This window comes from Actinomadura sp. J1-007 (assembly GCF_009793335.1).
Lineage (GTDB): Bacteria > Actinomycetota > Actinomycetes > Streptosporangiales > Streptosporangiaceae > Spirillospora > Spirillospora yumaensis.
Genome location: NZ_WING01000001.1, coordinates 1,974,160 through 1,996,393, shown reverse-complemented (window position 1 = coordinate 1,996,393; position 22,234 = coordinate 1,974,160). Strand labels below are relative to the sequence as shown.

The 22,234-nt window shown below is 72.6% G+C and carries 24 protein-coding genes; 13 read left to right on the top strand and 11 right to left on the bottom strand.

All coding sequences use genetic code 11. The features are described from left to right. The first annotated feature begins 60 nt into the window (after positions 1–60). Positions 61–639, top strand: coding sequence for a TetR/AcrR family transcriptional regulator (locus GEV43_RS08990; RefSeq protein WP_160820283.1), 579 nt, complete (start codon positions 61–63; stop codon positions 637–639). 92 nt (positions 640–731) lie between these two features. After that, positions 732–2,000, top strand: coding sequence for an FAD-dependent monooxygenase (locus GEV43_RS08985; RefSeq protein WP_160820282.1), 1,269 nt, complete (start codon positions 732–734; stop codon positions 1,998–2,000). Here GEV43_RS08985 and GEV43_RS08980 read toward each other — a convergent pair. Both GEV43_RS08980 and GEV43_RS08975 read right to left on the bottom strand, forming a co-directional pair. Further along, positions 1,987–3,216, bottom strand: a complete 1,230-nt coding sequence (locus GEV43_RS08980) for an RNA polymerase sigma factor (protein ID WP_241683400.1) — start codon at positions 3,214–3,216, stop codon at positions 1,987–1,989. The two genes, GEV43_RS08985 and GEV43_RS08980, sit on opposite strands and share 14 nt — an antisense overlap. Before the next feature lie 267 nt (positions 3,217–3,483). After that, positions 3,484–3,840 carry a YciI family protein gene (locus GEV43_RS08975; RefSeq protein WP_160820280.1) on the bottom strand — a complete coding sequence of 119 codons (357 nt, stop codon included), beginning with the start codon at positions 3,838–3,840 and terminating at the stop codon, positions 3,484–3,486. 447 nt (positions 3,841–4,287) lie between these two features. Between GEV43_RS08975 and GEV43_RS08970 the strand changes: the two genes are divergently transcribed. Further along, entirely contained in the window at positions 4,288–5,106 is an 819-nt protein-coding gene (locus GEV43_RS08970) for a helix-turn-helix transcriptional regulator (protein ID WP_241683399.1), read from the top strand. A gap of 55 nt (positions 5,107–5,161) precedes the next feature. Here GEV43_RS08970 and GEV43_RS08965 read toward each other — a convergent pair whose 3' ends face one another. After that, positions 5,162–5,956, bottom strand: coding sequence for a TetR/AcrR family transcriptional regulator (locus GEV43_RS08965; RefSeq protein ID WP_160820279.1), 795 nt, complete (start codon positions 5,954–5,956; stop codon positions 5,162–5,164). Between the two features lie 37 nt (positions 5,957–5,993). Here GEV43_RS08965 and GEV43_RS08960 point away from each other — a divergent pair, with 37 nt between their 5' ends. Further along, entirely contained in the window at positions 5,994–6,542 is a 549-nt protein-coding gene (locus GEV43_RS08960) for a hypothetical protein (RefSeq protein ID WP_160820278.1), read from the top strand. Between the two features lie 16 nt (positions 6,543–6,558). On the opposite strand, the gene GEV43_RS08955 is transcribed toward GEV43_RS08960, so the two are convergent. Beyond that, the gene (locus tag GEV43_RS08955; RefSeq protein WP_160820277.1) at positions 6,559–7,377 is read right to left on the bottom strand and encodes an SAM-dependent methyltransferase; all 819 of its coding nucleotides are present in this window, start codon (positions 7,375–7,377) and stop codon (positions 6,559–6,561) included. 163 nt (positions 7,378–7,540) lie between these two features. On the opposite strand from GEV43_RS08955, the gene GEV43_RS08950 reads away from it, so the two are divergent. Further along, a complete protein-coding gene (locus GEV43_RS08950; protein ID WP_160820276.1) occupies positions 7,541–8,800 on the top strand; it encodes a Tm-1-like ATP-binding domain-containing protein in 1,260 nt (419 codons plus the stop codon). Then, on the top strand, positions 8,800–9,621 hold the full coding sequence (locus GEV43_RS08945; protein WP_160824407.1) for a phosphoenolpyruvate hydrolase family protein: 822 nt from the start codon (positions 8,800–8,802) through the stop codon (positions 9,619–9,621). The genes GEV43_RS08950 and GEV43_RS08945 overlap by 1 nt, the downstream gene beginning before the upstream one ends. A 306-nt stretch (positions 9,622–9,927) precedes the next feature. On the opposite strand, the gene GEV43_RS08940 is transcribed toward GEV43_RS08945, so the two are convergent. After that, a complete protein-coding gene (locus tag GEV43_RS08940) occupies positions 9,928–10,617 on the bottom strand; it encodes a dioxygenase (protein WP_309239539.1) in 690 nt (229 codons plus the stop codon). 240 nt (positions 10,618–10,857) lie between these two features. On the opposite strand from GEV43_RS08940, the gene GEV43_RS47975 reads away from it, so the two are divergent. The 3 genes from GEV43_RS47975 to GEV43_RS08925 all read left to right on the top strand — a co-directional run bounded on the left by GEV43_RS47975 (position 10,858) and on the right by GEV43_RS08925 (position 12,756). Next, positions 10,858–11,949 (top strand): helix-turn-helix domain-containing protein, encoded by a 1,092-nt coding sequence (locus GEV43_RS47975; RefSeq protein WP_160820275.1) that lies wholly within the window; start codon positions 10,858–10,860, stop codon positions 11,947–11,949. 65 nt (positions 11,950–12,014) lie between these two features. Then, positions 12,015–12,287, top strand: a complete 273-nt coding sequence (locus GEV43_RS08930) for a hypothetical protein (protein ID WP_160820274.1) — start codon at positions 12,015–12,017, stop codon at positions 12,285–12,287. 61 nt (positions 12,288–12,348) lie between these two features. Then, entirely contained in the window at positions 12,349–12,756 is a 408-nt protein-coding gene (locus GEV43_RS08925; RefSeq protein WP_160820273.1) for a nuclear transport factor 2 family protein, read from the top strand. 28 nt (positions 12,757–12,784) lie between these two features. On the opposite strand, the gene GEV43_RS08920 is transcribed toward GEV43_RS08925, so the two are convergent. From GEV43_RS08920 to GEV43_RS08895, 6 genes are all read right to left on the bottom strand, one after another. After that, on the bottom strand, positions 12,785–15,211 hold the full coding sequence (locus GEV43_RS08920) for a hypothetical protein (RefSeq protein WP_160820272.1): 2,427 nt from the start codon (positions 15,209–15,211) through the stop codon (positions 12,785–12,787). A 585-nt stretch (positions 15,212–15,796) separates the two neighbouring features. Then, a complete protein-coding gene (locus GEV43_RS08915) occupies positions 15,797–15,988 on the bottom strand; it encodes a DUF397 domain-containing protein (RefSeq protein WP_160820271.1) in 192 nt (63 codons plus the stop codon). Positions 15,989–16,145: 157 nt separating this feature from the next. Beyond that, on the bottom strand, positions 16,146–16,655 hold the full coding sequence (locus tag GEV43_RS08910) for a DUF6879 family protein (RefSeq protein WP_160820270.1): 510 nt from the start codon (positions 16,653–16,655) through the stop codon (positions 16,146–16,148). 282 nt (positions 16,656–16,937) lie between these two features. Continuing rightward, the gene (locus GEV43_RS08905) at positions 16,938–17,129 is read right to left on the bottom strand and encodes a DUF397 domain-containing protein (RefSeq protein ID WP_160820269.1); all 192 of its coding nucleotides are present in this window, start codon (positions 17,127–17,129) and stop codon (positions 16,938–16,940) included. A gap of 660 nt (positions 17,130–17,789) precedes the next feature. Further along, complete coding sequence (locus GEV43_RS08900) at positions 17,790–17,969, bottom strand: DUF397 domain-containing protein (RefSeq protein WP_206681445.1); 180 nt, start codon at positions 17,967–17,969, stop codon at positions 17,790–17,792. After that, positions 17,966–18,790, bottom strand: coding sequence for a helix-turn-helix transcriptional regulator (locus tag GEV43_RS08895; RefSeq protein ID WP_160820267.1), 825 nt, complete (start codon positions 18,788–18,790; stop codon positions 17,966–17,968). Before GEV43_RS08895 ends, GEV43_RS08900 begins: the two co-directional genes overlap by 4 nt. Positions 18,791–19,088: 298 nt before the next feature. Between GEV43_RS08895 and GEV43_RS08890 the strand changes: the two genes are divergently transcribed. The 4 genes from GEV43_RS08890 (at position 19,089) to GEV43_RS08875 (ending at position 22,044) form a co-directional block, all read left to right on the top strand. Next, complete coding sequence (locus GEV43_RS08890; RefSeq protein WP_160820266.1) at positions 19,089–19,352, top strand: hypothetical protein; 264 nt, start codon at positions 19,089–19,091, stop codon at positions 19,350–19,352. 43 nt (positions 19,353–19,395) lie between these two features. Beyond that, a complete protein-coding gene (locus GEV43_RS08885; RefSeq protein ID WP_160820265.1) occupies positions 19,396–19,785 on the top strand; it encodes a hypothetical protein in 390 nt (129 codons plus the stop codon). A 63-nt stretch (positions 19,786–19,848) separates the two neighbouring features. Beyond that, a complete protein-coding gene (locus tag GEV43_RS08880; RefSeq protein ID WP_160820264.1) occupies positions 19,849–20,262 on the top strand; it encodes a hypothetical protein in 414 nt (137 codons plus the stop codon). Between the two features lie 1,005 nt (positions 20,263–21,267). After that, positions 21,268–22,044 (top strand): HpcH/HpaI aldolase/citrate lyase family protein, encoded by a 777-nt coding sequence (locus tag GEV43_RS08875; protein ID WP_160820263.1) that lies wholly within the window; start codon positions 21,268–21,270, stop codon positions 22,042–22,044. Positions 22,045–22,234: the final 190 nt, after the last annotated feature.

The window sequence follows — 22,234 nt, the reverse complement described above, 5'->3', positions numbered from 1 at the left end:
CGGGCGTCAAGTAAGTTCGCGCGGTACCTTGGTCCTAGGACCAAGGAACGGAGCAACGCCATGGCCGGCCCGCAGAGGCGCCGCAAGGACACCCGGGTGCGCATCCAGGACGTCGCGCTGGAGCTGTTCCTCGAACGCGGCTACGACCAGACGTCCCTCCGCGAGATCGCCGAACGCCTCGGCGTCACCAAGGCCGCGCTGTACTACCACTTCAAGACCAAGGAGGACATCGTCGTCAGCCTCGTCCAGGGCCTCGCCCGGCCCATCGACGAGCTGATCGCCTGGGCGCGGGACCGGCCCCGCACGCTCGACACCAAGCGGGAGCTGCTGACCCGGCTGAACGCCGCGCTCCGCGACGGCGCGCCGATCTTCCGCTTCCTCCAGGAGAACCAGGCGGCGCTGCGCGTCCTGGACACGGGCCTCGACCTGCGCGAGCGGATGGCCACCCTCGGCGGCCTGCTCGGCGAGCCCGGCGCGCCGATGATCTCGCAGGTCCGGGCCATGAGCGCGCTGTTCACCGTCTACTTCGGCACGTACGCCGTCGGCGAGATGGAGGGCGACCCCGACGAGAAGCGGGAGGCGCTGCTCCGGGTCGGCCAGGAGCTCATCGAGGCCGCGTACGGCGGCGCACCGGACTGACGGCGCGACCGTCAGCGGGCGGTGCGCGGCCGGTCAGGGCGTTCGCCGAGTCTCTCCATCAGCGGAACCGACGACGTGATGGAGGAACCGAGATGAACGAGACCATCGACGCCAACGGCGGAGCGGCCGGGGCGGCCGGGGCGGGCGCGGGCGCGGACGCCGTCCCGGGACGCGCGTCCAAGGGGCGGGTGCTGATCTCGGGCGCGAGCGTGGCGGGGCCCGCGCTGGCCTACTGGCTCGTCCGGTACGGGTTCGAGGTGACGGTCGTGGAGATCGCCGACGGCTTCCGGGCCGGCGGGCAGGCCGTGGACGTGCGCGGCCCCGCCCTGGAGGTCGCCCGGCGGATGGGCGTGCTGGAGCGGATCAGGGCCGCCGCGGTCGAGATGCGCGGCATGTCCATGGTGGACGCCGACGGCAACGAGCTGTACCGCAACGAGGAGGCGACGATGACGGGCGGGGCGATCGACGGCCCGGACGTCGAGATCCTCCGCGACGACCTGTCCGCCGTCCTCGCGGACGCGGCGGGCGAGGAGGTCGAGTACCTCTTCGGCGACTCGATCGCGGGCCTGGAGCAGGACGAGGACGGCGTCCGGGTGATGTTCCGCGGCGGCGGCGCCCGCACGTTCGACGTGGTCGTCGGCGCGGACGGGCTGCACTCGACCACGCGCCGCCTGGCGTTCGGGCCCGAGTCCCGCTTCATCACCCACCTCGGCACGTACCTGGCGGTGTGGAGCGCCCCGAACCACCTCGGCCTGGACCGCTGGCAGGTGTTCCACCAGATGCCCGGCAGCACCTGGGGCGGCGGCGTGATGACCGTGCGCGGCAACCGCGAGCTGCGCGTCTACCTGGGCTTCGAGTCGCCCGAGCCGATCGACTACGACCACCGCGACACCGCCGCGCACAAGCAGATCATGGCCGAACGGCTCGCGGGCGGCGGCTGGGAGCTGCCGACCCTGCTGGAGCGGATGTGGGACGCGCCCGACTTCCACTTCGACGCGATGGCGCAGATCCACATGGACGCCTGGTCGAACGGCCGGGTCGTCCTGCTCGGCGACGCCGGGTACTGCGGGTCGCCGCTGTCCGGGCAGGGCACCAGCATGGCGCTCGTCGGCGCTTACGTGCTGGCCGGGGAGCTGAACGCGGCGGGCGGCGACCACCGCAAGGCGTTCGCCGCGTACGAGGAGGAGCTGCGCGGCTACGTCGCCGCCAACCAGGAGCTGGCGCTGACCAACAAGGCGCGGGTGGACGCCCAGCGCGACGCCGACCTGGCCGCCCGGAACGGCGGTGAGGGCGGCGCGCCCGCCGACGCGTTCGAGGACTTCGGCGAGATCGTCCACTCGTTCACCGTCAAGGACTACTAGCCGCCGCGGGGACGGCCGCTCCGCAGGCGGCGGCGCGTTCCAGCAGCACCCGGCGTTCGGGCGCGTTGCGGGTCAGGTCCGCGGCGCGCTCGAACTCCGCGCGCGCCTCGTCCGTGCGGCCGAGGCGCGCGAGCAGGTCGCCGCGGACGCTCGGCAGCAGGTGGTAGCCCTTGAGGGACGGCTCGTCCGCGAGGGCGTCCGCGAGCGCGAGGCCCCGCTCCGGGCCGTACGCCATGCCGAGCGCGACCGCCCGGTTCAGCTCCACGACGGGGGAGGGGGCGGCGCGGGCGAGCAGCTCGTACAGCCCGGCGATGCCCTCCCAGTCGGTGTCCTCCGGGCCGTTCGCGCGCGCGTGCGACGCGGCGATCGCGGCCTGGAGCACGTACGGGCCGGGCGGCGCGCCGAGCCCGCGGGCGCGCAGCAGGGCGGCGAAGCCGCGCCGGATCAGCAGCCGGTCCCACAGCGCCCGGTCCTGCTCGTGCAGCGGGACGGGCTCGCCGGACGCGCCGGTGCGGGCCCGCGTGCGGGACGCCTGGATCTCCATGAGCGCGACGAGCCCGTGCACCTCCGGCTCGGCGGGGGCCAGCCCGGCGAGGATCCGGCCGAGGCGCAGCGCCTCCAGGCACAGGTCGGCGCGGACCCAGCCGTCGCCCGCCGTCGCCGCGTACCCCTCGTTGAAGACCAGGTAGACGACCTCCAGGACGGAGGCCAGCCGCGCGGCGCGGTCGGGGCCCGCCGGCACCTCGAACGGCACGTTCGCCTCGGCCAGCGTCCGCTTGGCGCGCACGATCCGCTGCGCGACGGTCGCCTCGGACGTCAGGAACGCCCGCGCGATCTCGTCGGTGGTGAGCCCGCCGAGCAGCCGCAGCGTCAGCGCGACCCGCGCCTGCTTCGACAGCACGGGATGGCAGGCCGTGAAGACCAGGCGCAGCAGGTCGTCGCCGATGTCGTCCTCGTCGAGGACCGCGTCGAACTCCGGCGGCACCGCGCCCGGCTCGCCCCCCGGCCCGGCGCCCGTCTCCAGCTCGTGCCCGATCTCGCCGATCTTGTCCTCGAGGCGGCGCTCGCGCCGGATCCGGTCGATCGCGCGGCGCTTGGCGACCGCCATCAGCCAGGCGCCCGGGTTGTCGGGGACGCCGTCGCGCGGCCACTGTTCGAGCGCGGCGACCAGGGCGTCCTGCGCGAGCTCCTCGGCGAGGCCGACGTCGTTCACCATCCGGGCGAGCCCGGCGATGATCCGCGCCGCCTCCAGCCGCCACACCGCGTCGATCGTCCTGTGCGTGGCGTGCGGCCCGTCCGCGCCGCGCGCGCCGCTCGCCGCCGCGTCGCGGGCCGCCGCCGCGTCGCGGGCCGCGCCGTCGGCCGCGCGGGGGCCGTCCGCCGGGGAAGACGTCATGCGGCAGATGACAGCACCCCGCCGGGGCGGGCGCAAGCGGGGACCGGCGGCGGGCGGCGTCCGCCGCGGCCCGCCGCCGGCCCGCGCTCACTCCCCGGGGAACTCGTCCCCCGGGCCGAACACCTGCTGGATCACGCCGGTGCCGTCGCCGACGATCCGCCAGAACCGCTTGGACAGCTCGATGGCCTCCTCCTTGGAGCGCACCTCGATGAGCGCGAAGCCGACGACGACCTCCTTCGCCTCGGCGTACGGGCCGTCCGTCACGGTGATCTTGCCGCCGGAGGAGCTGATGTGGGTCGCGCGCGGGTCCAGCCCGCCGGTCGCGAGCAGCACCCCCGCCTTGGACGTCTCGTCGATGAAGCGCCCCATCTCGGCCATCATCGCCTCGTCCGGCGGGCCGGCGGGGGTCGAGCCGTCGTCGGTGGTCATCATCAGGAACCGCATGGTGCCTCCTCTGTCCCGTCGGCGCGGGCGCCCTGCCCCGCCGCTCGCTGACGCGTCGATCGGCGACCGCCCGGATCGACATCACCCGCCCATATTTTCCGAGAAATTCTCTCGAACCATGTCTGCGCTGGTCACAGTGGTGCGAAAGCGGCGAACCCCGATCGACCGGCGCGGGCTCGGCGCCCGGCGGCGTTCCGGCCCGTTGGGAAGCGCCGCACGGGCGAGTAACTTTGCCTGGACGGCAAGACCCGTGTGGCCTGGGAGGCGTTCTGTGACGGATCCATCACAGGAGTGCGCGGCGGGCACGGTGAAGGCCGGGACCGCCGGACGGGAGGGAACGCCATGACCGCGAGCGCGCAGCGCGCCGGTGACTCCGGCGACCTGTCGGCGGTGCTGAGCCGCGCGGTGGCGCAGGGGCACGAGCAGTCCGGGCCGACCGTGCTGCGGATGCTGGTCGGCGCGCAGCTGCGGCGGCTGCGCGAGGCCGCCGGCATCTCCATCCACGCCGCCGGGTACGAGATCCGCGGCTCGCACTCCAAGATCAGCCGGATCGAGCTCGGCCGCGTCGGGTTCAAGGAGCGCGACGTCGCCGACCTGCTGACCCTGTACGGCGTGACTGACGAGGACGTGCGCGGGCCGCTGCTGGAGCTGGCCGAGCAGGCCAACGCGCCCGGCTGGTGGCAGCCGTACGGCGACATCGTGCCCGGCTGGTTCGAGCCGTACCTCGGGCTGGAGCAGGGCGCCGACGTGATCCGCGTGTACGAGGTGCAGTTCGTCCCGGCGCTGCTCCAGACCGAGGACTACGCCCGCGCGCTGATCCGCGCGACGTACCCCGAGGCGCCCGAGGACGAGATCGACCGCCGCGTCGAGCTGCGCACGCGCCGCGCCGGCATCCTCGAACGGCCCTCGCCCGCGCGGCTGTGGGCCGTCCTCGACGAGGCCGCGCTGCGCCGGATGGTCGGCGGGCCCGAGACGATGCGGGCGCAGATCCGGCACCTGATCGAGGCGGCGGAGCGCCCGCACGTGTCGCTCCAGGTGCTGCCGTTCAGCTCGGGCGGCCACGCCGCCGAGTGCGGGCCGGTCACGCTGCTGCGCTTCGCCGAGCCGGAGCTGCCCGACGTGGTCTACCTGGAGCAGCTCGCGAGCGCCCTCTACCCCGACAAGCCCGCCGACATCATCCGCTACCGCGACGTCATGAACCGGCTGGGCGTCCAGGCCGAGCCGCCGACCGCCACCCGCGCCTTCCTCGAACGCCTCCTCGCCTGACCCCGGGGTCCGGCCAACGCGCTCACCGCGGAAGCGCGCGCACCGGCGGCGGTCCTCACGGGCGCTCCGCCGTACGCGCGGGTGTACGGGTCGGGAGCATGGCCTCGATGCCCGCGGTGAGCATGGTGACGACCGACTCGAACAGTTCGCCGGGGGGCTCGGGGGACGCCTCGGCGGCGACGCGTTCGAGGTTGGGCAGGCCGGGGCCGGTCGCGTACGGGGGGACGCCCGCCCACGCCGCCGGGTCCGAGCCGGGAGGCGGGCGGTCGTGCCAGGCGTCCCAGACCTCGGCGAAGCCGGCCACCTGGAGAACGGTGATCGACCAGGCCCGGTAGGCGTCCTGGGGCGGCAGCCCGACGGCGAGGAAGAAGCCCACCAGCGCGTCGTCCGGGCGCATCATCTCCGGTGAGGCGAACGGCGTCAGGTCCTCGGCCCGTGCCAGGGCGAGCATCCCGGGGTGGGCCCGGTACCAGGCTCGCAGGTCGCGGCAGTAGGCCCGCAGGCTCTCCCGCCAGCGCGCGGGGTCGAGGCGCGGCTCGGGCCGGTCGGCCTGGCACACGGCCACGACCTCCTTGAGCAGGTCGCGCCGGTCGGCCACGTAGTTGTAGAGCGCGCGGGGCGAGACCTCCAGGCGGGCGCCGACAGCTCGCATGGTCAGCTCGCCGGGGCCCGCCTCCCCGAGGATCTCCAGGGCGGCGCGGGCGATCCGCTCCCTGGTCAGCGTCGGGCGGCCCTTGCGGAACTCCGGCCGCCTGCGGCTCCGTACGGCGCGGTCGTCCCGGGGCGCGGGGCGGGCCCGGTGTCTGGTCCGGTGGGCACGCGGCCCATCGTAGCGAGCGTTGAACTTCACAGCACGTTGACTTTAAGGGTCCGGCAGGGCAGATTAGGTGAGCCTTACCAAACTGCACTCGGAGGCGGGCATGGAGTGGTCAACGGTCGTCGCGTACGGCGTCGGGTACGGGCTGGCGCTGAGCGTCGCGTTCACCGTCGCGTTGTTCGCCGGGGCGGCGGCCTCCCGCGACTTCCTGCTGAACGACTACCCGGAGCCGATCCAGGAGCGGTACGGGCGCCCGAAGAGCGCGCGGGGGCGGCGGGTCGCGGTGGCCTTCGCCGTGGTGGTCTGGGGCGTGTGCGGCGTTCCGCTGGTGACGGCGGCGATGGTCGGCCTGGACGGCGCGCTGGAGGACGGGCTGGGCTTCTGGTCCGCCGCGGTCTGCGCGGGCCTGGTCATGCTCACCCTGTCGCTGTGGGACCTGTTCGTCGTCGACTGGGCCGTCCTCGCCGGCCTGCGCCCGCGGCTGCTGACCCTTCCCGGCACCGAGGGCATGGAGGAGTACCGCGACCTGCGCTTCCACGCGGTCGCGGCGCTCAAGGGCGCCCCTCTGGTCGTCGTCGTGGCGCTCGTGGCCGGCGGCCTCGCCGCCCTCCTCGCCTAGGGCCGGGCGCGGGAGGTCAGGGCTTGCGGGCCACGCCGCAGAGGGTGGACGTGGCGGGCGCGTCGAACGGGCTGGGCTCGGGACGCCACCGCTCGCAGGGGACGATGCCCGGTTCGAGGACGTCGAGGCCGTCGAAGTACGCGGTGATCTGCTCCGGGCGGCGCAGCCGGTACGGGACCGCGCCGGTGTCGTCGTACTCCTGCTGCGCCTGGTTGTGCGCGGTGTCGCTGTCGGTGTCGTCGTACAGGACGAGGTGGCTGCCGCTCGGGAGGCCCGCCACGAGGGTCCGGACGATCGAGAGCGCCTCCTCGTACCGGTCGATGTGCCCGAGGACGCCCATGAGCATCAGCGCGACGGGCCGGGTGAGGTCCAGCTTCTCCGACGCGAGGCGCAGGACCTCCCCGGGGGCGTGCAGGTCGGCCTCGATGTAGTCGGTGGCGCCCTGCGGCGTGCTGGTCAGGAGCGCGTGCGCGTGGGTGAGGACGAGGGGGTCGTTGTCGACGTAGACGATGTGGGCCGCGGGAGCCGTCCGCTGCGCGACCTCGTGCGTGTTGTCGACGGTCGGAAGGCCGGTGCCGCAGTCGAGGAACTGCCCGATCCCGGCCTCGCCCGCCAGGTGCCGGACGGCGCGGGCGAGGAAGTGGCGGCCACTGCGGGCGATGTCGACGATCCCCGGGTAGACCTTCACGTACTGGTCTCCGGCCTCGCGGTCGACGGGGTAGTTGTCCTTGCCGCCGAGCCAGTAGTTCCAGATCCGCGCCGAGTGCGGAACGGTCGTGTCGATCGCCGGGGGACATCGGCCATGGGAGTCGGCTTTCTTGACAGGGGGCGTCATGAACGTTCCCTGACAACCTAGAGGCGCCGCGGCGCGCCGCGGTGTCCGGTTCCGGCCCGTTCCGGCGGGCACGCGCCGGGGCGGGCGCCCGCCGGGTTCCCCGCGAAGCCGCCGGGGCGGTGGGACGATGCCGTGAAGGCGCAGGTGGGAGTAGGGGAGGGACATGGCGACCGTCGTTCTCGTCGGCACGCTCGACACCAAGGGACAGGAGTACGCCTGGCTGCGGGACCGCGTCCGGGCGCTCGGCTGCGAGGTGGTCCTCGTGGACGCCGGGGTGGGCCCGGCCTCGGGGGCGACCGCCGACATCCCGGCCGAACGGGTCGCGCGGGCCGGGGGCGCCGACCTCGGCGCGCTGCGGTCGGCGGGCGACCGGGGCGCGGCCGTCGCGGCGATGGGCGAGGGCGCCGCCGCCGTCCTCGCGGAGCTGCGCGCCGGGGACCGCGTGGACGCGGTCCTCGCGGTCGGCGGCAGCGGCGGGTCGTCCATCGCCGCGCGGGCCGTCCGGGACCTGCCGATCGGGCTGCCCAAGCTGATCGTGTCGACCATGGCGTCCGGCGACGTCGCCCCGTACGTCGGCGCGAAGGACGTCGCGATCTCCTACAGCGTGGTCGACATCGCGGGCGTCAACCGGGTGTCGCGGGTGATCCTCGGCAACGCCGCCGCCGCGGTCGCCGGGATGGCCCGCGCGTACGAGGCCGACCGCGCGGCGCCGCACGACGCGTCGCGGGACCGCCCGCTCGTCGCCGCGTCGATGTTCGGCGTCACCACCCCGGCGGTCGACGCGGCCCGCGAACGCCTGGAGGAGCTCGGCTACGAGGTGCTGGTCTTCCACGCGACGGGCGCGGGCGGCAGGGCGCTGGAGAGCCTGGTCGGCAGCGGGCTGCTCGCGGGCGTCCTCGACCTGACCACGACCGAGCTGGCCGACGACCTCGTCGGCGGCGTGCTGTCGGCGGGCCCCGGGCGGCTCACCGCCGCCGGGCGGCACGGCGTGCCGCAGGTGGTCGCGCCCGGCGCGCTCGACATGGTCAACTTCGGTCCGCGCGCCACCGTGCCCGAACGGTTCCGGGACCGCGTCCTGTACGAGCACAACCCGACCGTCACGCTGATGCGCACCACCGCGGACGAGATGGTCGAGCTCGGCCGCCGGATCGCCGCCAAGCTGTCCGCCGCGACGGGCCCGACCGCGCTGTTCCTCCCGCTGCGCGGGGTGTCGGCGCTGGACGCGCCCGGCCTGCCGTTCCACGACCCCGACGCCGACGCGGCCGCGTTCGCCGCGATGACGCACGGCGCGGACGGCGCGGGCGGCGCGGCTGGGACGGGCGGCGTCGAGGTGCGCCGGCTCGACCTGCATGTGAACGATCCGGGGTTCGGTCGCGCGATGGCCGATCGGCTGCACGAGATGATCACTGGGGGAGCGCGATGATGCACCGTCCGACCGTTCTGAAGCGCCTGCACGACACCGTCGCGGAGGGACGCCCCGTCATCGGGGCGGGCGCCGGCACCGGACTGTCGGCGAAATGCGCCGAGGCGGGCGGCGTCGACCTCATCATCATCTACAACTCCGGCCGCTACCGGATGGCGGGCCGGGGCTCGCTCGCCGGGCTGCTCCCGTACGGGGACGCCAACCAGATCGTGGTGGAGATGGCGGCGGAGGTGCTGCCGGTCGTGTCGGACACGCCGGTCCTCGCCGGGGTGTGCGGCACCGACCCGTTCCGCGTCATGCCGCGCTTCCTCGACCAGCTCAAGGCCATGGGCTTCGCGGGCGTCCAGAACTTCCCGACGGTCGGGCTGTACGACGGGGTGTTCCGGCAGAACCTCGAAGAGACCGGCATGGGCTACGCCCTGGAGGTCGAGCTGGTGCGGCTCGCCCACGAGCGCGACCTCGTCACCGCCCCGTACGTGTTCGACGAGGCCCAGGCCCGCGCGATGGCCGAGGCGGGCGCCGACGTGCTCGTCCCGCACGTCGGGCTCACCACCAAGGGCACGATCGGCGCGGGCACCGCGCTCGGGCTGGACGAGGCGGCGGACCGCGTCCAGGCGATGCGGGACGCGGCGGCCGACGTCCGCCCGGACATCCTCGTGCTGTGCCACGGCGGCCCGATCGCCGAACCCGACGACGCCGCGTACGTGCTGTCCCGCACGGAGGGGATCGTCGGGTTCTTCGGCGCGTCGTCCGTCGAGCGGCTTCCCACCGAACGCGCCATCACCGAGCAGGTGGCGGCGTTCAAGAGGCTGGGGATCTGATGCCGGGCGGCGCGGAGAAGGCCCTCGAAGGCGCAGCCGACTAGCGTCTCCACGCGTCCGGCGCCGTCGCGGAATGGCGGCGGGCATAGGCCGCGGGAACGCGCGGATATCCGCGCCGCGGCGAACGGTCCGGGCACGGCGCGAGCCCGCGCGCGGAAATGCGCGCGGGCTCGCGGCGAGAATGTCCGGACGCCCCGGCACCGGGCGTGGGCCGGGGCGCCCGGTGCCGGGCGGGAGGCCGGAGCGGCGGCCTCGGCACGGCGGCCGGACGTCACGCGGAGGGGGCGGAGCCCGGCCGCCGCGACCTCACGGAACGGTCAGCACGAAGTCGAACGTCGCGACGCGCCCGTTCGGGCCGTTCGAGACGTTCATCAGCAGCGCCGGGTCGAAGATGGTGTCGGTCTGGTTGCGCGGCTCTCCGGGGAAATAGAGCTGTGTCGTGAGCACCCGCTGATAGGGCGCCTGGACCTTTACGTGAATGTGGCGGGTGCGCCCCGGATAGAGGCCGGGAACGATGGTCGAGAGCGAGAACCGCCCGGCCGAGTCGGTGAACTGGTGACCGCGCAGCCGGAACCCGTAATTGTCGTAGTTCCCGTACGTGTCGGCCTGCCAGAAATCGAGCAGCGCGTTCGCGACGACCTTGCAGGACCGGGAGTAGACCACGCCGCTCACCGTGAGCTTCGTGCCCGGCATCCCGGGCTCGACCAGGTTGCTCCGCTCGGGCGAGTTCCGCTTGAAGTAGGGGCCCTCGGTCTGCGGCGGCGTGGGGTCGTCGCCGTCGTCGCAGGAGGGCGTCGGCGTGAGCGCGGGCGCCTTCGCCTCGGCGGCGCGGCCGGGAGCGTCGGCCTTGGCGGCGCCCATCGTCGCCGGCACGGCCATCGCGCTGAGGCCCGCGGCGATGATGAAATTCTTTCGGCTCATCCCATTGTGCTGCTCGTCGCCCGGATCGCCGTCCGGCACTTCGCGCGGCTCTTCGTGCTGCTCGTCCTCGGACATCGGGGAGTCCTTCCGGGGGGTTTTCGGCGGTCGCGATATGTATAACCGAAGGCCGGGGCCGGTTCTTGGCAACGGCTGCCAGGCCCTTGGCGTCGAGTGCCAAGAAATATCGGCATTGTCGTGCTGACTCGCATATTGACCGCTGTTCGAGCGCGTAGAAGCGTGAACGTCGGGCACGCACGCCTCCGGGTCCGCCCGGCGTCCCCTCAGCGTCCCCCGCACGCGAAGGAGCGTCATGCCATGCCCACGCACGTCAGCACGTCCGGCCGTCCGCCCGGCGACCAGGCCGCCTTCTGGCGGCATGTGATCTCCTCCGCCTTCGGGCCGCTGCACGTCCGGCCGCCGGACCGGGACGGCTTCGCCGCCCGGCTCGTCGGCCGCACCCTCGGCCCGATCCAGGCGAGCGAGGTCCGCGCGCCCGCGCACGCCGTCAGCCGCAGCCCCCGCCAGATCGACCGCGACACCCGCGAGTGCTACAAGCTCGGGTTCGTCCTGCGCGGCTCGTGCACCCTGCGCCAGAACGACCGGTGCACGTCCGTCCGCGCGGGCGACATCGTGCTGTACGACCTGACCCGCCCGGTGGAGATCACGTTCGAGGCGCACCGCATCCTCACGGTCCTCATCCCGCACCGCGCCGTACCGCTGCCGCCCGGCCGCGTCGCCGCGCTCGGCGGGACGCTGCTCACCGAGCGGACGAGCACCGGACGCCTCGTCCGCCCGCTGCTGGCCGCGCTCGCCGAGAACGACCTCGCCGCCACGTACGCCACCGCGGACCCCGCCGCGGCGCACGCCGAACCCGTCGCGGCGCACGCCGGCCAGGCCGGCCGCGCCGGACCCCCCGGACCGCAGGGCGGCGGAGGCGACGGCGGCGTCGCCGACGTCGGGGACGGCCCGTACGCCCACCACCTGGGCGAGGCCATCCTCGAACTCGTCACCAGCGCGGTGAGCGAGCGCCTCGGCTCGCCCGGCCCCGTCGCGCCCGCCGACGACGAGGCGCTGCGCGTCATCGAGCACTGGATCGAGAGCCGCCTGGACGACCCGGGCCTCACGCCCGCCTCCATCGCGCTCGCCCACCACGTGTCGGTGCGCCAGCTCTACCGGCTGTTCCAGGCGCGCGGCGACACGGTGTCCCGGTACGTGCGGACCCGCCGGCTCGAACGCTGCCGCCGGGAGCTGCGCGACCCGTTCCTCGCCACCCAGCGGATCAGCGCGATCGCGGCGCGCTGGGGCTACCCGGACGCCGCCGCGTTCAGCCGGGCGTTCCGCGCCGCGTACGGCGTCAGCCCGTCCGACTACCGCGCCGCCGTCACCGGGATCAGGCGCCGCGACTGACGGACCGGTGACCGGACCGCTACGTTCTGTGCCTGACCGGTGACCCCCAGTCCAGGAGCGGAACGATGTCGTCCAGCCACTTCCCGATCGAGGTCCGCCCCGCGGTGGACCGCGCCGTCGCCGCGCACGCCCGGATCTCCGTCCGCGGCGACGACGCGCGGCTGGTGTTCTCGCCCGCCGCGTTCCGCGACTGGTACCTCGCCGAGCGCGCCGAGTGGGAGCGGCAGGCGCGCGACCGCGCCGCCGCGGAGATCGCGCGCGCCCCGGAGGCGTGCGGCCGGGACCTCGCCGTCCGCCTCGCGCGCGGCGAGGTCCCGCCCCCGGCCCGGCGGCCTTGACCGGGCGATCCCCGCTCTGACTAAATCTGACCCCAGATTCAGTTATGTGAGGGGGACCCCGATGAGCACCGGACTGGCGCCCGAGACCGAACGCCTGGCGAGCGACTTCATCGCCGCCGTCGAGCGCGGCGACATCGACACCATCCGCCGCGAGATCTACGCGCCCGACGCGGTCATCTGGCACAACACCGACGACCGGGAGATCGGCCCCGAGGACAACTTCCGCGTCCTGCGCTGGCTCTGCTCCACCGTCAAGGACCTGCGGTACGAGGACCAGGTGCGCCACCCCATCCCCGGCGGCTACGCCCAGCGGCACGTCCTGCGCGGCGTCGCGCCCGGCGGCGAGGAGCTCACCGTACGCGCCTGCTTCTTCGTCACCGTCGCGAACGGCCGCATCGTCCGCCTGGACGAATACCTGGACTCGTCCGCCAGCCGCTGCCTGGACCCGTACCGCCCCACGCCCCGCTGACCCCCACCGCCATCCCAGCGGGGCGAGGTCAGCGGGTGACGGCGTACGCGTTCTCGATGACCTGCGTGACGGTGTTTCCGTCGGCGTCCCTGGCCGTGGCGCGCAGTGAGACCTTGCCGCCGGACGGGTTCTGGACGTCGGCCACCCAGTGGTCGCCGTCCTCGCGGAGCCGCACCGGACGCCACTGCCCGCCGCCGTCCGCGGAAGCCTCGACCGTGACGGACACGACCCGCGCGGACGCCGCCCCCGGCTGGTGCTCGACGCGGACCGGGAACGAGAAGGGCTTCCCGGCCGGGGCCCGGTTCAGGTCGTCCAGCTCCGGCAGGAACCGGACCGCCATCAGCGGCAGTGCCGCGGCACGCGAGGTGTGGGCGGAGCGGAACGTCCAGGAGGAGGTCACCTTGGTGGACAGCCTCCAGTCCGGATGGTCACAGGCCGCCTCGACGTCCAGGCGGTAGGCGCCGGCTCCGGGCGGAGCGGTGAACGTCCCGGCGGCGGGGGCGTCGCTCTCGCCGACCGGCGCGCCGTCCTTGGACAGGCGGGCCGAACCGCGGGTGCAGCCCGGCGCGGACGGCTCGCCGAAACCGTAGTGGCCCGGCTCGGCGTCGCTGAACGTGGGGATCGCCACGTCCACGGTGTCACCGTCGCGGAACGCCCACGCCGGGCGGGGCGCGGGGTTCTCGTCGCGGGGAGGCGTCGCGAACGACGGCCCGGCCACGCCCTTGTTCATCGTCTCCTCCCGCCGCTCGCCTCGCCGGTAGGCGCGCGTCTCGGTCTGGACGAGCGGACGTCCGTCGTAGTAGGAGCTCCTGAGCTGGCGGGAGAAGCGCACGCCCTTCCCGGTCGTGAAGTACTCGGTCCTCGTGGTCGGCGCGGGGATCTGCACGGCCCACCCGCCGGACGGGCCCGCGACGTCGACCGGCTCGGTCAGCAGGCTGCTGGGCAGGGGTCCGTCCGCGCCGCGGTAGTGCACCCGGACGGCGGCCAGGTCCCGTCCCCGCGCCGTGCGGACCGCGTCGGCGGGGACCCGCCCGGAGGTCGGGTAGTAGAGGTTGTACTGGTACGGGCTCGCCGCGACGCCCCGGGTGGTCACCGGCACCGGGCCCGCCTTCGCCAGGTCACGCAGCCGCGCGCCGTCGGGGGCGCCGCTCACGGCCGTCGGCAGCGCCAGGTCGCCGTCGAAGTACGGCCCGGGGGTGTCGCGGACCAGCAGCACCGCCCGGCCCCCGGCCCGAGCGACGTTGCGCACCCGTTCCGCGGTCTCGGGATCGTCGGCGGGCGGCGGGGCGAGCACGACCAGCTTGCCCTTGACGTCGTGCAGCTCCTCGGGTGTGCCCCCGCCCCCGTACACCGCTTGCAGCTTGTTCGTCCCCTCCAGCCGCGGATCGTTCGCACCGCCCTCGGCGTACGCGACGTCCACCGGGAACGGCTTGGCCCCGCCGACCTGGAGCCGCAGCAGCGGCTCCTGATAGGTGGCGTGCACACCGAACGCGAACCGGTTGGACGGCGCCGTGGTGGACGCGTACGCCTCGGCGCCGGGAGGCATGTTCAGGCGGAAGGTGTAGTAGCCGTAGTCCGCGCCGGGCGCGGCCTTCGCCAGCAGGTCCACCATCCATGCCGTCTTGCGCGCGGAGGGCCGGTCGGTCGTCGCCTCCACCCTGCGGGCCTTGCGCGCGTCGAACGTGATCGCGCGGTCCCGGTCGAGCACCACCTCAGTGTCGACCATGCCGGCGTAGGACGGGGCGGCGTTCCCCGGCCGGGGCGTGGTGACCGTGCCGAACACCATGTAGCGTCCGGTCGGCAGCCGCATCGCCTCACCCGCCGGGCCCGCGTAGATGCCGGACGGGTCGTCGAGGCTGTAGGCCACCCACTCCGCCATGCTGTCCGGCCCGGGCGCGCGGCCGTTGCGGTCGAGCAGATCGGCCTTCAGGTCGAACTCGGCCTGCCGCGCGTGCCGCCGCGGCCCGGGCAGGCCGACCGGCCGGACCGCGATGTCGCCGGGCGCGGCCGCCAGCGCGTGCCAGAACCGCGTGGCGGACTTCTTGGCGAGCGAGACGGTGTCCCGTCCCGTCGTCCTGATTCCGGGCAGCCGGGTCTTCGCGGACCCGGTGACCGCCAGCGGAAGCGTCGCGGCGCGGGCGTCGTCCTGACCGGCGGCCACCAGCCGTCCGACGTCGAACAGCCGCCGGTCCAGCCTGCCCTTGGCCACCAGCCGCGCCGCGTCGGCGGGCAGGACGACGACGTGCGATCCGGCCGACTGCTGGATGAAGCCGACGTCGCCGCGTCCCGGCCCGGGCCGGACCCGAACGGCCCCGCCGCGCATCTCCACCCGGTCGCCGGTGACCAGCGTGACCGTCCGAGCGACCTCGGCGGCGCGGCCCGGGCCCCGCCCCTGCCCAGCGGCGGCGGGCGGGACCGGCACGGCGAGCAGCGCCGACACGGGCAGGACGAGCAAGGTTGTGGATCTCCAACTCACAGGGCGACTCCCAGAGACGTACACGAGTTGATCACCCTGAGATGTCCGGCACGGCCCCGTGATTACACCCCGGTTCCCCCGAAATCGCGGCCGCCGCCTTCAAGCGCCCCGGAGGCCCGGATGAGCCACCCCGTCCGCCGAGCGCTCCGCACAGCGCACTCAGCCGGAGGGAAAATCCTGCACAGGGCTTGGGTCAGCAGCAGTAAGTGCTGTCGGCCGAGGCAGAACCCGAAATGACGGCGGTGCCCGCCGCGAACCCGAGGCTCATCAGAATCGTCAGGGCAGCGGCTGGGATACGACGGCGCATAATGTTCTCCCTCTCAAAAACCCGTTCCCCCAAGCGTACGCACGCCCCCCACCCTGATCAACGGCCAGCGTCAGCAACTCCGATACTCGACCCGAACCCGACCAGCTTCGGCAGCCCGAGCCCGAAAGACACGCAGGTTCTTGGGGCCATAGAGAGCCTTGTATTGGCCTTCTCACCCAGCGCTTCCACGTTCTGGACAACCGGCGGGGCGTCCTCCCACGCGCTCAGGGAGCCGAGCCGTTCCAGCAGCCGGGGCGTCAGGCCATGTCGTCGTGCTTGAGGCGTTCGACAAGGGCCCGCCAGGCGGCCGGGGAGAGTGCGAGACGGGGGCCGTCCGGGTCCTTCGAGTCCCGCACACCGATATTGCGTGCGCCCCGCGCAACCTCGACGCAATCGCTTTGACTACCGCCCGTCCCGCTCCTGCTGCTCTTGCGCCACTTGGGAAGCATGTCGGAAGCCTTCCATAACGTGCTCTACCAGCTCAAGCGATGTGCGCCCGGCGACGGCTAGGAGATTGAGGCTTCGGTCAGGTTGGCATCCAGACGGATGTCGCGCAGTTTGATACCGAACGCCTTCTTGGCGGCGGCGCTGGCTGACACTTCGAGTTCAGGAGCCCGCGCGGTACTCGCCATGAGGGATCGCCAGCGCCCACGCGGTGTCGAAGGCGCTGACGCATAGCTTCACGACCTCGGGGTCCTGGGAGAGTTGAATCTCCGCCCGCCGGTCGTCCCCGCCGAAGACGTTGAAGATCACGGTCTTACCGGCAAGAACGAAGAAGTCATTGCCAGGCAGCGGAACCGTGGAGACGAGGCGCCGAGGGAGCCACCTCATATCCTCGCCCGCGTCTATCGCAGGCTTACTGGCCTCAAGGATGAACCGGTGATAGTCCGACAGCGGTTCGGAGACGATTTTCACCCGGCGGGTTACGACCCCGGCCGCGACTCGTGCCGCCGCTCGTTCTCCCCAAACGCTCACCGCGTCCTTTATGGACCGGCCCGCCCGCCACGCGCTGAACGTGTCGGCGTCAATGTCATAGTTGTCTCTCAGTTCAAGCTTGAGGATGGTCCTGGCAGACCGCAGAAGCTCGCTGCGCCGCTCCACCGAGATCGATTCCATAGTGCTCCTTGCGACGTCCGGGGCCGCGCCCGGCTCCAACCTCATCGCGGTCGATCGTGTCCGTGGACGCCCCGGTTCGTTCGACCTGGTGAACGGCTGGAGGGGAGCGCCGCTCGCGGCCGGCCTCGCGGACGAGGCGGCGCTCCTAGATCGAGGGGCCGCCCAGTCTCGCGCCCTGGGCGGTCTTGCCTCCACGGTCTGAAGTGCGGCGGCACTGGGTTGGCCTGGAGCAAGAAACCCCCGGAACCGCCTCGTGGGCCCGGGGGTTTCGTTCACAGGGTGTCAGGCCGTGTCGTCGTGCTTGAGGTGTTCGACAAGGGCCTGCCAGGCGGCTGGGGAGAGTGCGAGCCGGGGGCCGTCCGGGTCCTTCGAGTCCCGCACCCCGATGTTGCGTACAACCCGCGCAACTTCGACGCAATCACTCTGATCTCCGCTCGTGCCGCTCCTGCTGCTCTTGCGCCACACGGGAAGCATGTCGGAAGCCCTCCATAACGTGCTCTACCAGCTCAAGCGATGCGTCAACGGGCAGTGCCCGGTCTCCGATGTCGTCGAATCGGCGCCGGAACGAGCGTACATCCGTTGAGTCTTGGACAAGCCGCCCCTCCTCGGCCGCCTCAATGTACGCGGAGTCGATGCCCGAACGGTCCGCTCTGTCCACGGAGGGGTGATTCCCAGAGCCACGTTCGGCAGGCTTGTCGCTCGAATGAGGAACTCGAGTTGCTCCCTCATTACTCCGTCCCCCGAAACCGTGTTCAAGGGCTGCATGCTCGATCACGAATGAATATTTGTTCAGCCCAGTCCCCGCTGTGACGAGATGCTGTCGAGACAGTCGGGCGTCGGCAGCGGCCACGACGTCCGTGAAAGGAGTCCCGTGAAGCCGGGCCTTGGCAGTGAGATGGGCCGCGCCATGCTCCAACCGCTGTGCGGTTGGTCGTGTCTGTGGACGGCGGGCGGAGAGGGTCGCTCACGGCCGGCCTCGTGGATGAGGCGGCGCTCCTAGATCGGGGGGCCGTTCAGTTTCGCGCCCTGGGCGGACTCGCCTCCACGGTCTGAAGTGCGGCGGCCCTGGGTTGGCCTGGAAGCAAGAAACCCCCGGAACCGCCTCGTGGGCCCGGGGGTTTCGTTCATGGGACGTCAGGCCGTGTCGTCGCGCTTGAGGTGTTCGACAAGGGCCTGCCAGGCGTCGGGGGAGAGTGCGAGCCGGGGGCCGTCCGGGTCCTTCGAGTCCCGCACCCCGATGTTGTGGGATATGCGTCCGACTTCCACGCAGTCAGCGCCCCCATTTCCGCTGTACGATGACTTGCGCCATTTCATTTCCATCGTTCTACCGCTTTCCTGATCACTTCCGCTGACTCGTCGACCGTCAGTGCCTTGTCGCGAAGCGCTTCCCAGACCTGTTCCATGGTCGCGACATCGTTGGGGTGGGCGAGGACGTCACCACTGAACGCGTCGTCCACGTATGCGTATCCGCGTCCGTCCATGGCGGCGATGTGGAAATTGCCCGCGAGCCCGGCATATTCCCCCACGCTGGTGGGCACGATGTTGATCCGAACATTGGGTTGTTCGGCCATGGACAGTAACTTGAGAAGCTGAACGCGCATGGTCTCGGGCCCGCCGATCGGTCGGTACAGAGCACCCTCGTCTATGATCGCAACGAACATGTTGTCGTTCTCGGGAGCCAGGATCTCCTGCCGCTCCATCCGCTTCTCGATCTGCTTTTCCACATCATCCGTGCGCCTGCCTGACGACAGCATGACCGCCCGCGCGTAGTCGGGCGTCTGGAGCAGCCCGGGGATGAGAAGGGGATGGTACGAACGCAGCAACGCGGCCTGCGCTTCTATCTCGCGCCACTTGTCCATGTATTCGGGGCCGCGTTCTTCTCGTACGAGATCCTTTCCGATCTCCGATAGAAGATCCTTCGTACCATAGATCTCGTCCAGCCGCTTCAAATCGTCCGGATGGGGTGTGCGGCGCCCTCCCTCCCACGCTTTGACGAGGGACTCGCTCCGAAAGACCAGTTTGGCCAACCCCGCCGTGGTCATTTCCCTGCCCGTCTCCGGGTCGGTCATCGACTCGCGCAGCCGCCGGATCTGCTTGGCAAGAAACGTGCGCGGCGTCATGCGGCTGTTGGCCATGATCTTGGATACACCTCGATACGGCGGGGGGACGGGTCTTGTCAGCCCGTTGTAACTGTGGTTCGCCTACCGATCGTAGTCCCTTGACTCCACCCTTGGAACAGTCAAATCCGCAGGACAGACATGCCGTCCAGCGCGTCGGCCGTACCGCAAAAGGGAAGTGATCATGGGAGCGCATCGAGCCGAACGCCACCGCCAGACCCACGACGCCACAAGTGCGTCAGCCGTTCGCCGGACACCCCAGGACGGCGATGCTGCGCCTGCGGGGGAGCCGGTTCGTTCCGGGGCGCTCGATGGGGTGCACTCCGAGCGGCGGGGCTATCTCAAGGACCTCGCCGTCACGCTCGCTCGGAGCCAGGCCCTGGTGGTCATCCTCGTGACCGAGGACTCGTGGCCGTGGCTTCGGGTCCAGCGGCGGGAGCACAGCGACAGGCCCGCGCACTTCGGGGTCACCTACGCGCAGGGCGCATGGTGGTTCACCTGGTCGGACGGTGCGTTGCTCGAACTCGCAGAGCGCCCGAACGAGGCGGCGGACGTGATCCGGTGGGCGATGGGGCTGTGACGGCGGTGGCGCTGGTGCTCCACGCCTACGGACGGAGCTGCGGATGACACACGACCACGGGGTCGTCCTCGCGCGCCCGGCCGCGCTCGTTGACTTGGCGCTCGCCGGACTTGAGGAAGCCATGTACTCGCGCGGCCACTCCAAAGCGTTGATCGACCTTCTGGTGGCGGCGGCGCGTGACCGCGCTGCTTTACGGCTCGCCGAGGAGCCCGCCCTCGACGTTGAGGTGAGCGTCCAACGCGCGTGGACGGCCGTGGCCCCGGTGTTCGCCGGGTTGATGGCGCAACACGGCTTCCTCCCCGGGACGGTGCGCGACGTTCACGAGGAAGGCGCGCGGAACATCGCTCGCGTTCGCCGGTACCGGGAGGTCACGGAAGGGCCGGGAGCGCGTCCGGCAGGCGACAGACCGGACGATCCACGACCACGCGAGTGAACGGGACAGCGGCGAGGCTCTCCAGGACGGCGACGGGCAGCAGGAAGGGACGGTGGATCGGTGATGCGGGGTGGCGTGGGGCGCTGGCGGAAAATGGACGCGGACGAGTGGGTGTTGGCGGAGCGGGCGCGGGCGCTCCGGGCGCATGGTGCGGTGCCGTTGCGCGCGGAGGACGTCGCCGAGCGGCTGGGGGTGGCGGTGCTGGTGCTGGCGATGGAGAAGGACGGTTGGGCGGCGCTGGCCGAGCGTGCGGAGGTGGGCTCGATGGAAAGCAAGGCGTTCGGACAGGTGCAGGAGGCGGCGCGGGCGGAGGGCCGAGCGGAGGCGTACCGGGAGGCGGCCGAACGGACGGCGGCGGTACTAGAGGGGCCCTTGCACGTGTGGGACGGGTATGCACGATGGACGGCACGGCGCCGTGGCCGGGCATGGCGGGCCGTGGTCCGGGCGGCGGTACGAGCGCTGCGGCGGGCGAGATGAAGCGACGGCCAGCGGAGATGCGCGCGTTCGGCCTGGCGCGCCGTGTGGCGGAGCGGGCGGGTGTGCGGGTGTGCGTGGCGAGGGCGTGCGGGGGCGCTCGGTGTACGAAAGCTCGGACGTACGCGGCGAGGGGCGAGGGGTGAGGTGGGGCGTGCGGTGTGCGCGGCGCGGCGCGGCGTTCAGCGTGACCTGCGCCTGGTGCAAGGAGTTGCGGGCCGTGCAGGGTGACACCGGACGTGTGCAGGTGCGCGCTGTGGCGCGTGGCCTACGGCGCGGGGCGTGCCGGGTTGGGCGTGCGCGGCGGCACGTGCGGGTGTGCGCGATGTGATGCCGGGCGTGCGGATGTGCAACGGCGGAGCGGTGCGGGTGTGTGCGGTGTCTGGGGGCGCCCGGCGTGACGCGGAACGTGCGGGATGTGTGCGGTGTGCGGTGTTTGGGGGGCGCGCCCGGCGTGACGCGGGACGTGCGAGGTGTGGGCGGTGTGCGGCACGCGTGACGGATGGCGTGCCGGTGTGGGGGGCGGGTGGCGGGCACCCCGGAGACGCTCGCCGCTTGCGGGCCGCCTCGTTGACCTCCGGCGTGGGCTGGAGGGCGGGGCCGGCTTGCTGGGCTCGGCGTCGTCCGGGGGCGCTCCGGGACCGTGTTGTGAGACTAACATCAGATTCAGAATCCCTCCCGATGTTCAAGTGGCGGGTGTACGGACGGGCGGCGGGGACTGCGGTCGAGGCGGTCGGCCGACGGTGCGGGGACGATCTGGTATCCAGCCATCTGCTGGACCCGGCTTGAGTTGGAGACGAGCCCGAACAGTCTGGGCAGGCCCAAGAACCCAGAAGAGCCCGAACGAGCCCCTACGAGTCCGAACGAGCCGAACGAGGACCGCGAGCCCGGACGAGGCCCGTTCGAGCTGATCCGGACCCGGTAGTGCCATCCCTCCCGCTCCGGGCCTAATATAATTCTGAGTTCAGATTCAGTTCTGGCGAGACCGGCGAGTGGAAGGAAGGTCGGTTGACACAGGGACCGGCCCGGGGCAACCGGGTCAAGCAGCGGCTCGCCGCCGGGGAGACCGCCGTGGTCGTCGCCGGGCACTCCGGCACGGCCGACACCGCCGACTTCGTTGGGCAGCTCGGCTTCGACGGCTTCTGGCTGGAGGGCGAGCACGGCGCCGTCACCTGGGACCGCGTCGGCGACATCAGCCGGGCCTGCGAGCTGTGGGGCATGGCCGCGATGTACCGGGTCCGCACCCTGGAGCCGTCCCTGGTCGCCCGCGCCCTCACCCTCGGCGCCAACGGTGTCGTCGTCCCGCAGGTACGGACCGCCGAGGAGGCCGCCGCGCTCGTCGCCGCCGCCAAGTTCGCCCCCGCGGGCGCGCGCGGCGTGTCCCGGGGCCGCCGCTCGTACGACCGGCCCGGGTTCCTGGACGAGGAGAACGACCAGACCGTCCTGGTCGTCCAGCTCGAAGACCCCGTGGGCCTCGCCAACGCCGAGGAGATCGCCGCCGTTCCCGGCCTGGACGTCGTGTTCGTCGCCCCGAACGACCTGGCCCAGGCGATGGGGCACCAGGGCCGCCCCGACCACCCGGAGGTCGCCGAAGCCATCGACGGCGCCCTCACCCGCATCGCCGCCGCCGGAACGGTCGCCGCCGGCACCCTCTGCCCCGCCGATCAGATCGGGCGCTTCACCTCGCTCGGCGCCCGCTTCCTCTACACCTCGTACGACGCGTGGATCACGGCGGGCGCCCGCGCGTACCGCGACGCCCTCGACTCTGCGCAGGCCCCGCGATGAGCGCCGTTCCGCCGCGCGGCCCGAACGTGGCGAAGGTCCGGCGATGAGCGCCGTCCCGCCGCGGCGTCCTGGCTCCGGCGAAGATCCTGCGCTGAACGCCGTTCCGTCGCGACGAACCCGCCCCGGCGCTGGCTCCGGGACGAGTGCCGTTCCGCCGCAGGGTGCTGACTCCGGCGAAGGCTCCGCGTTG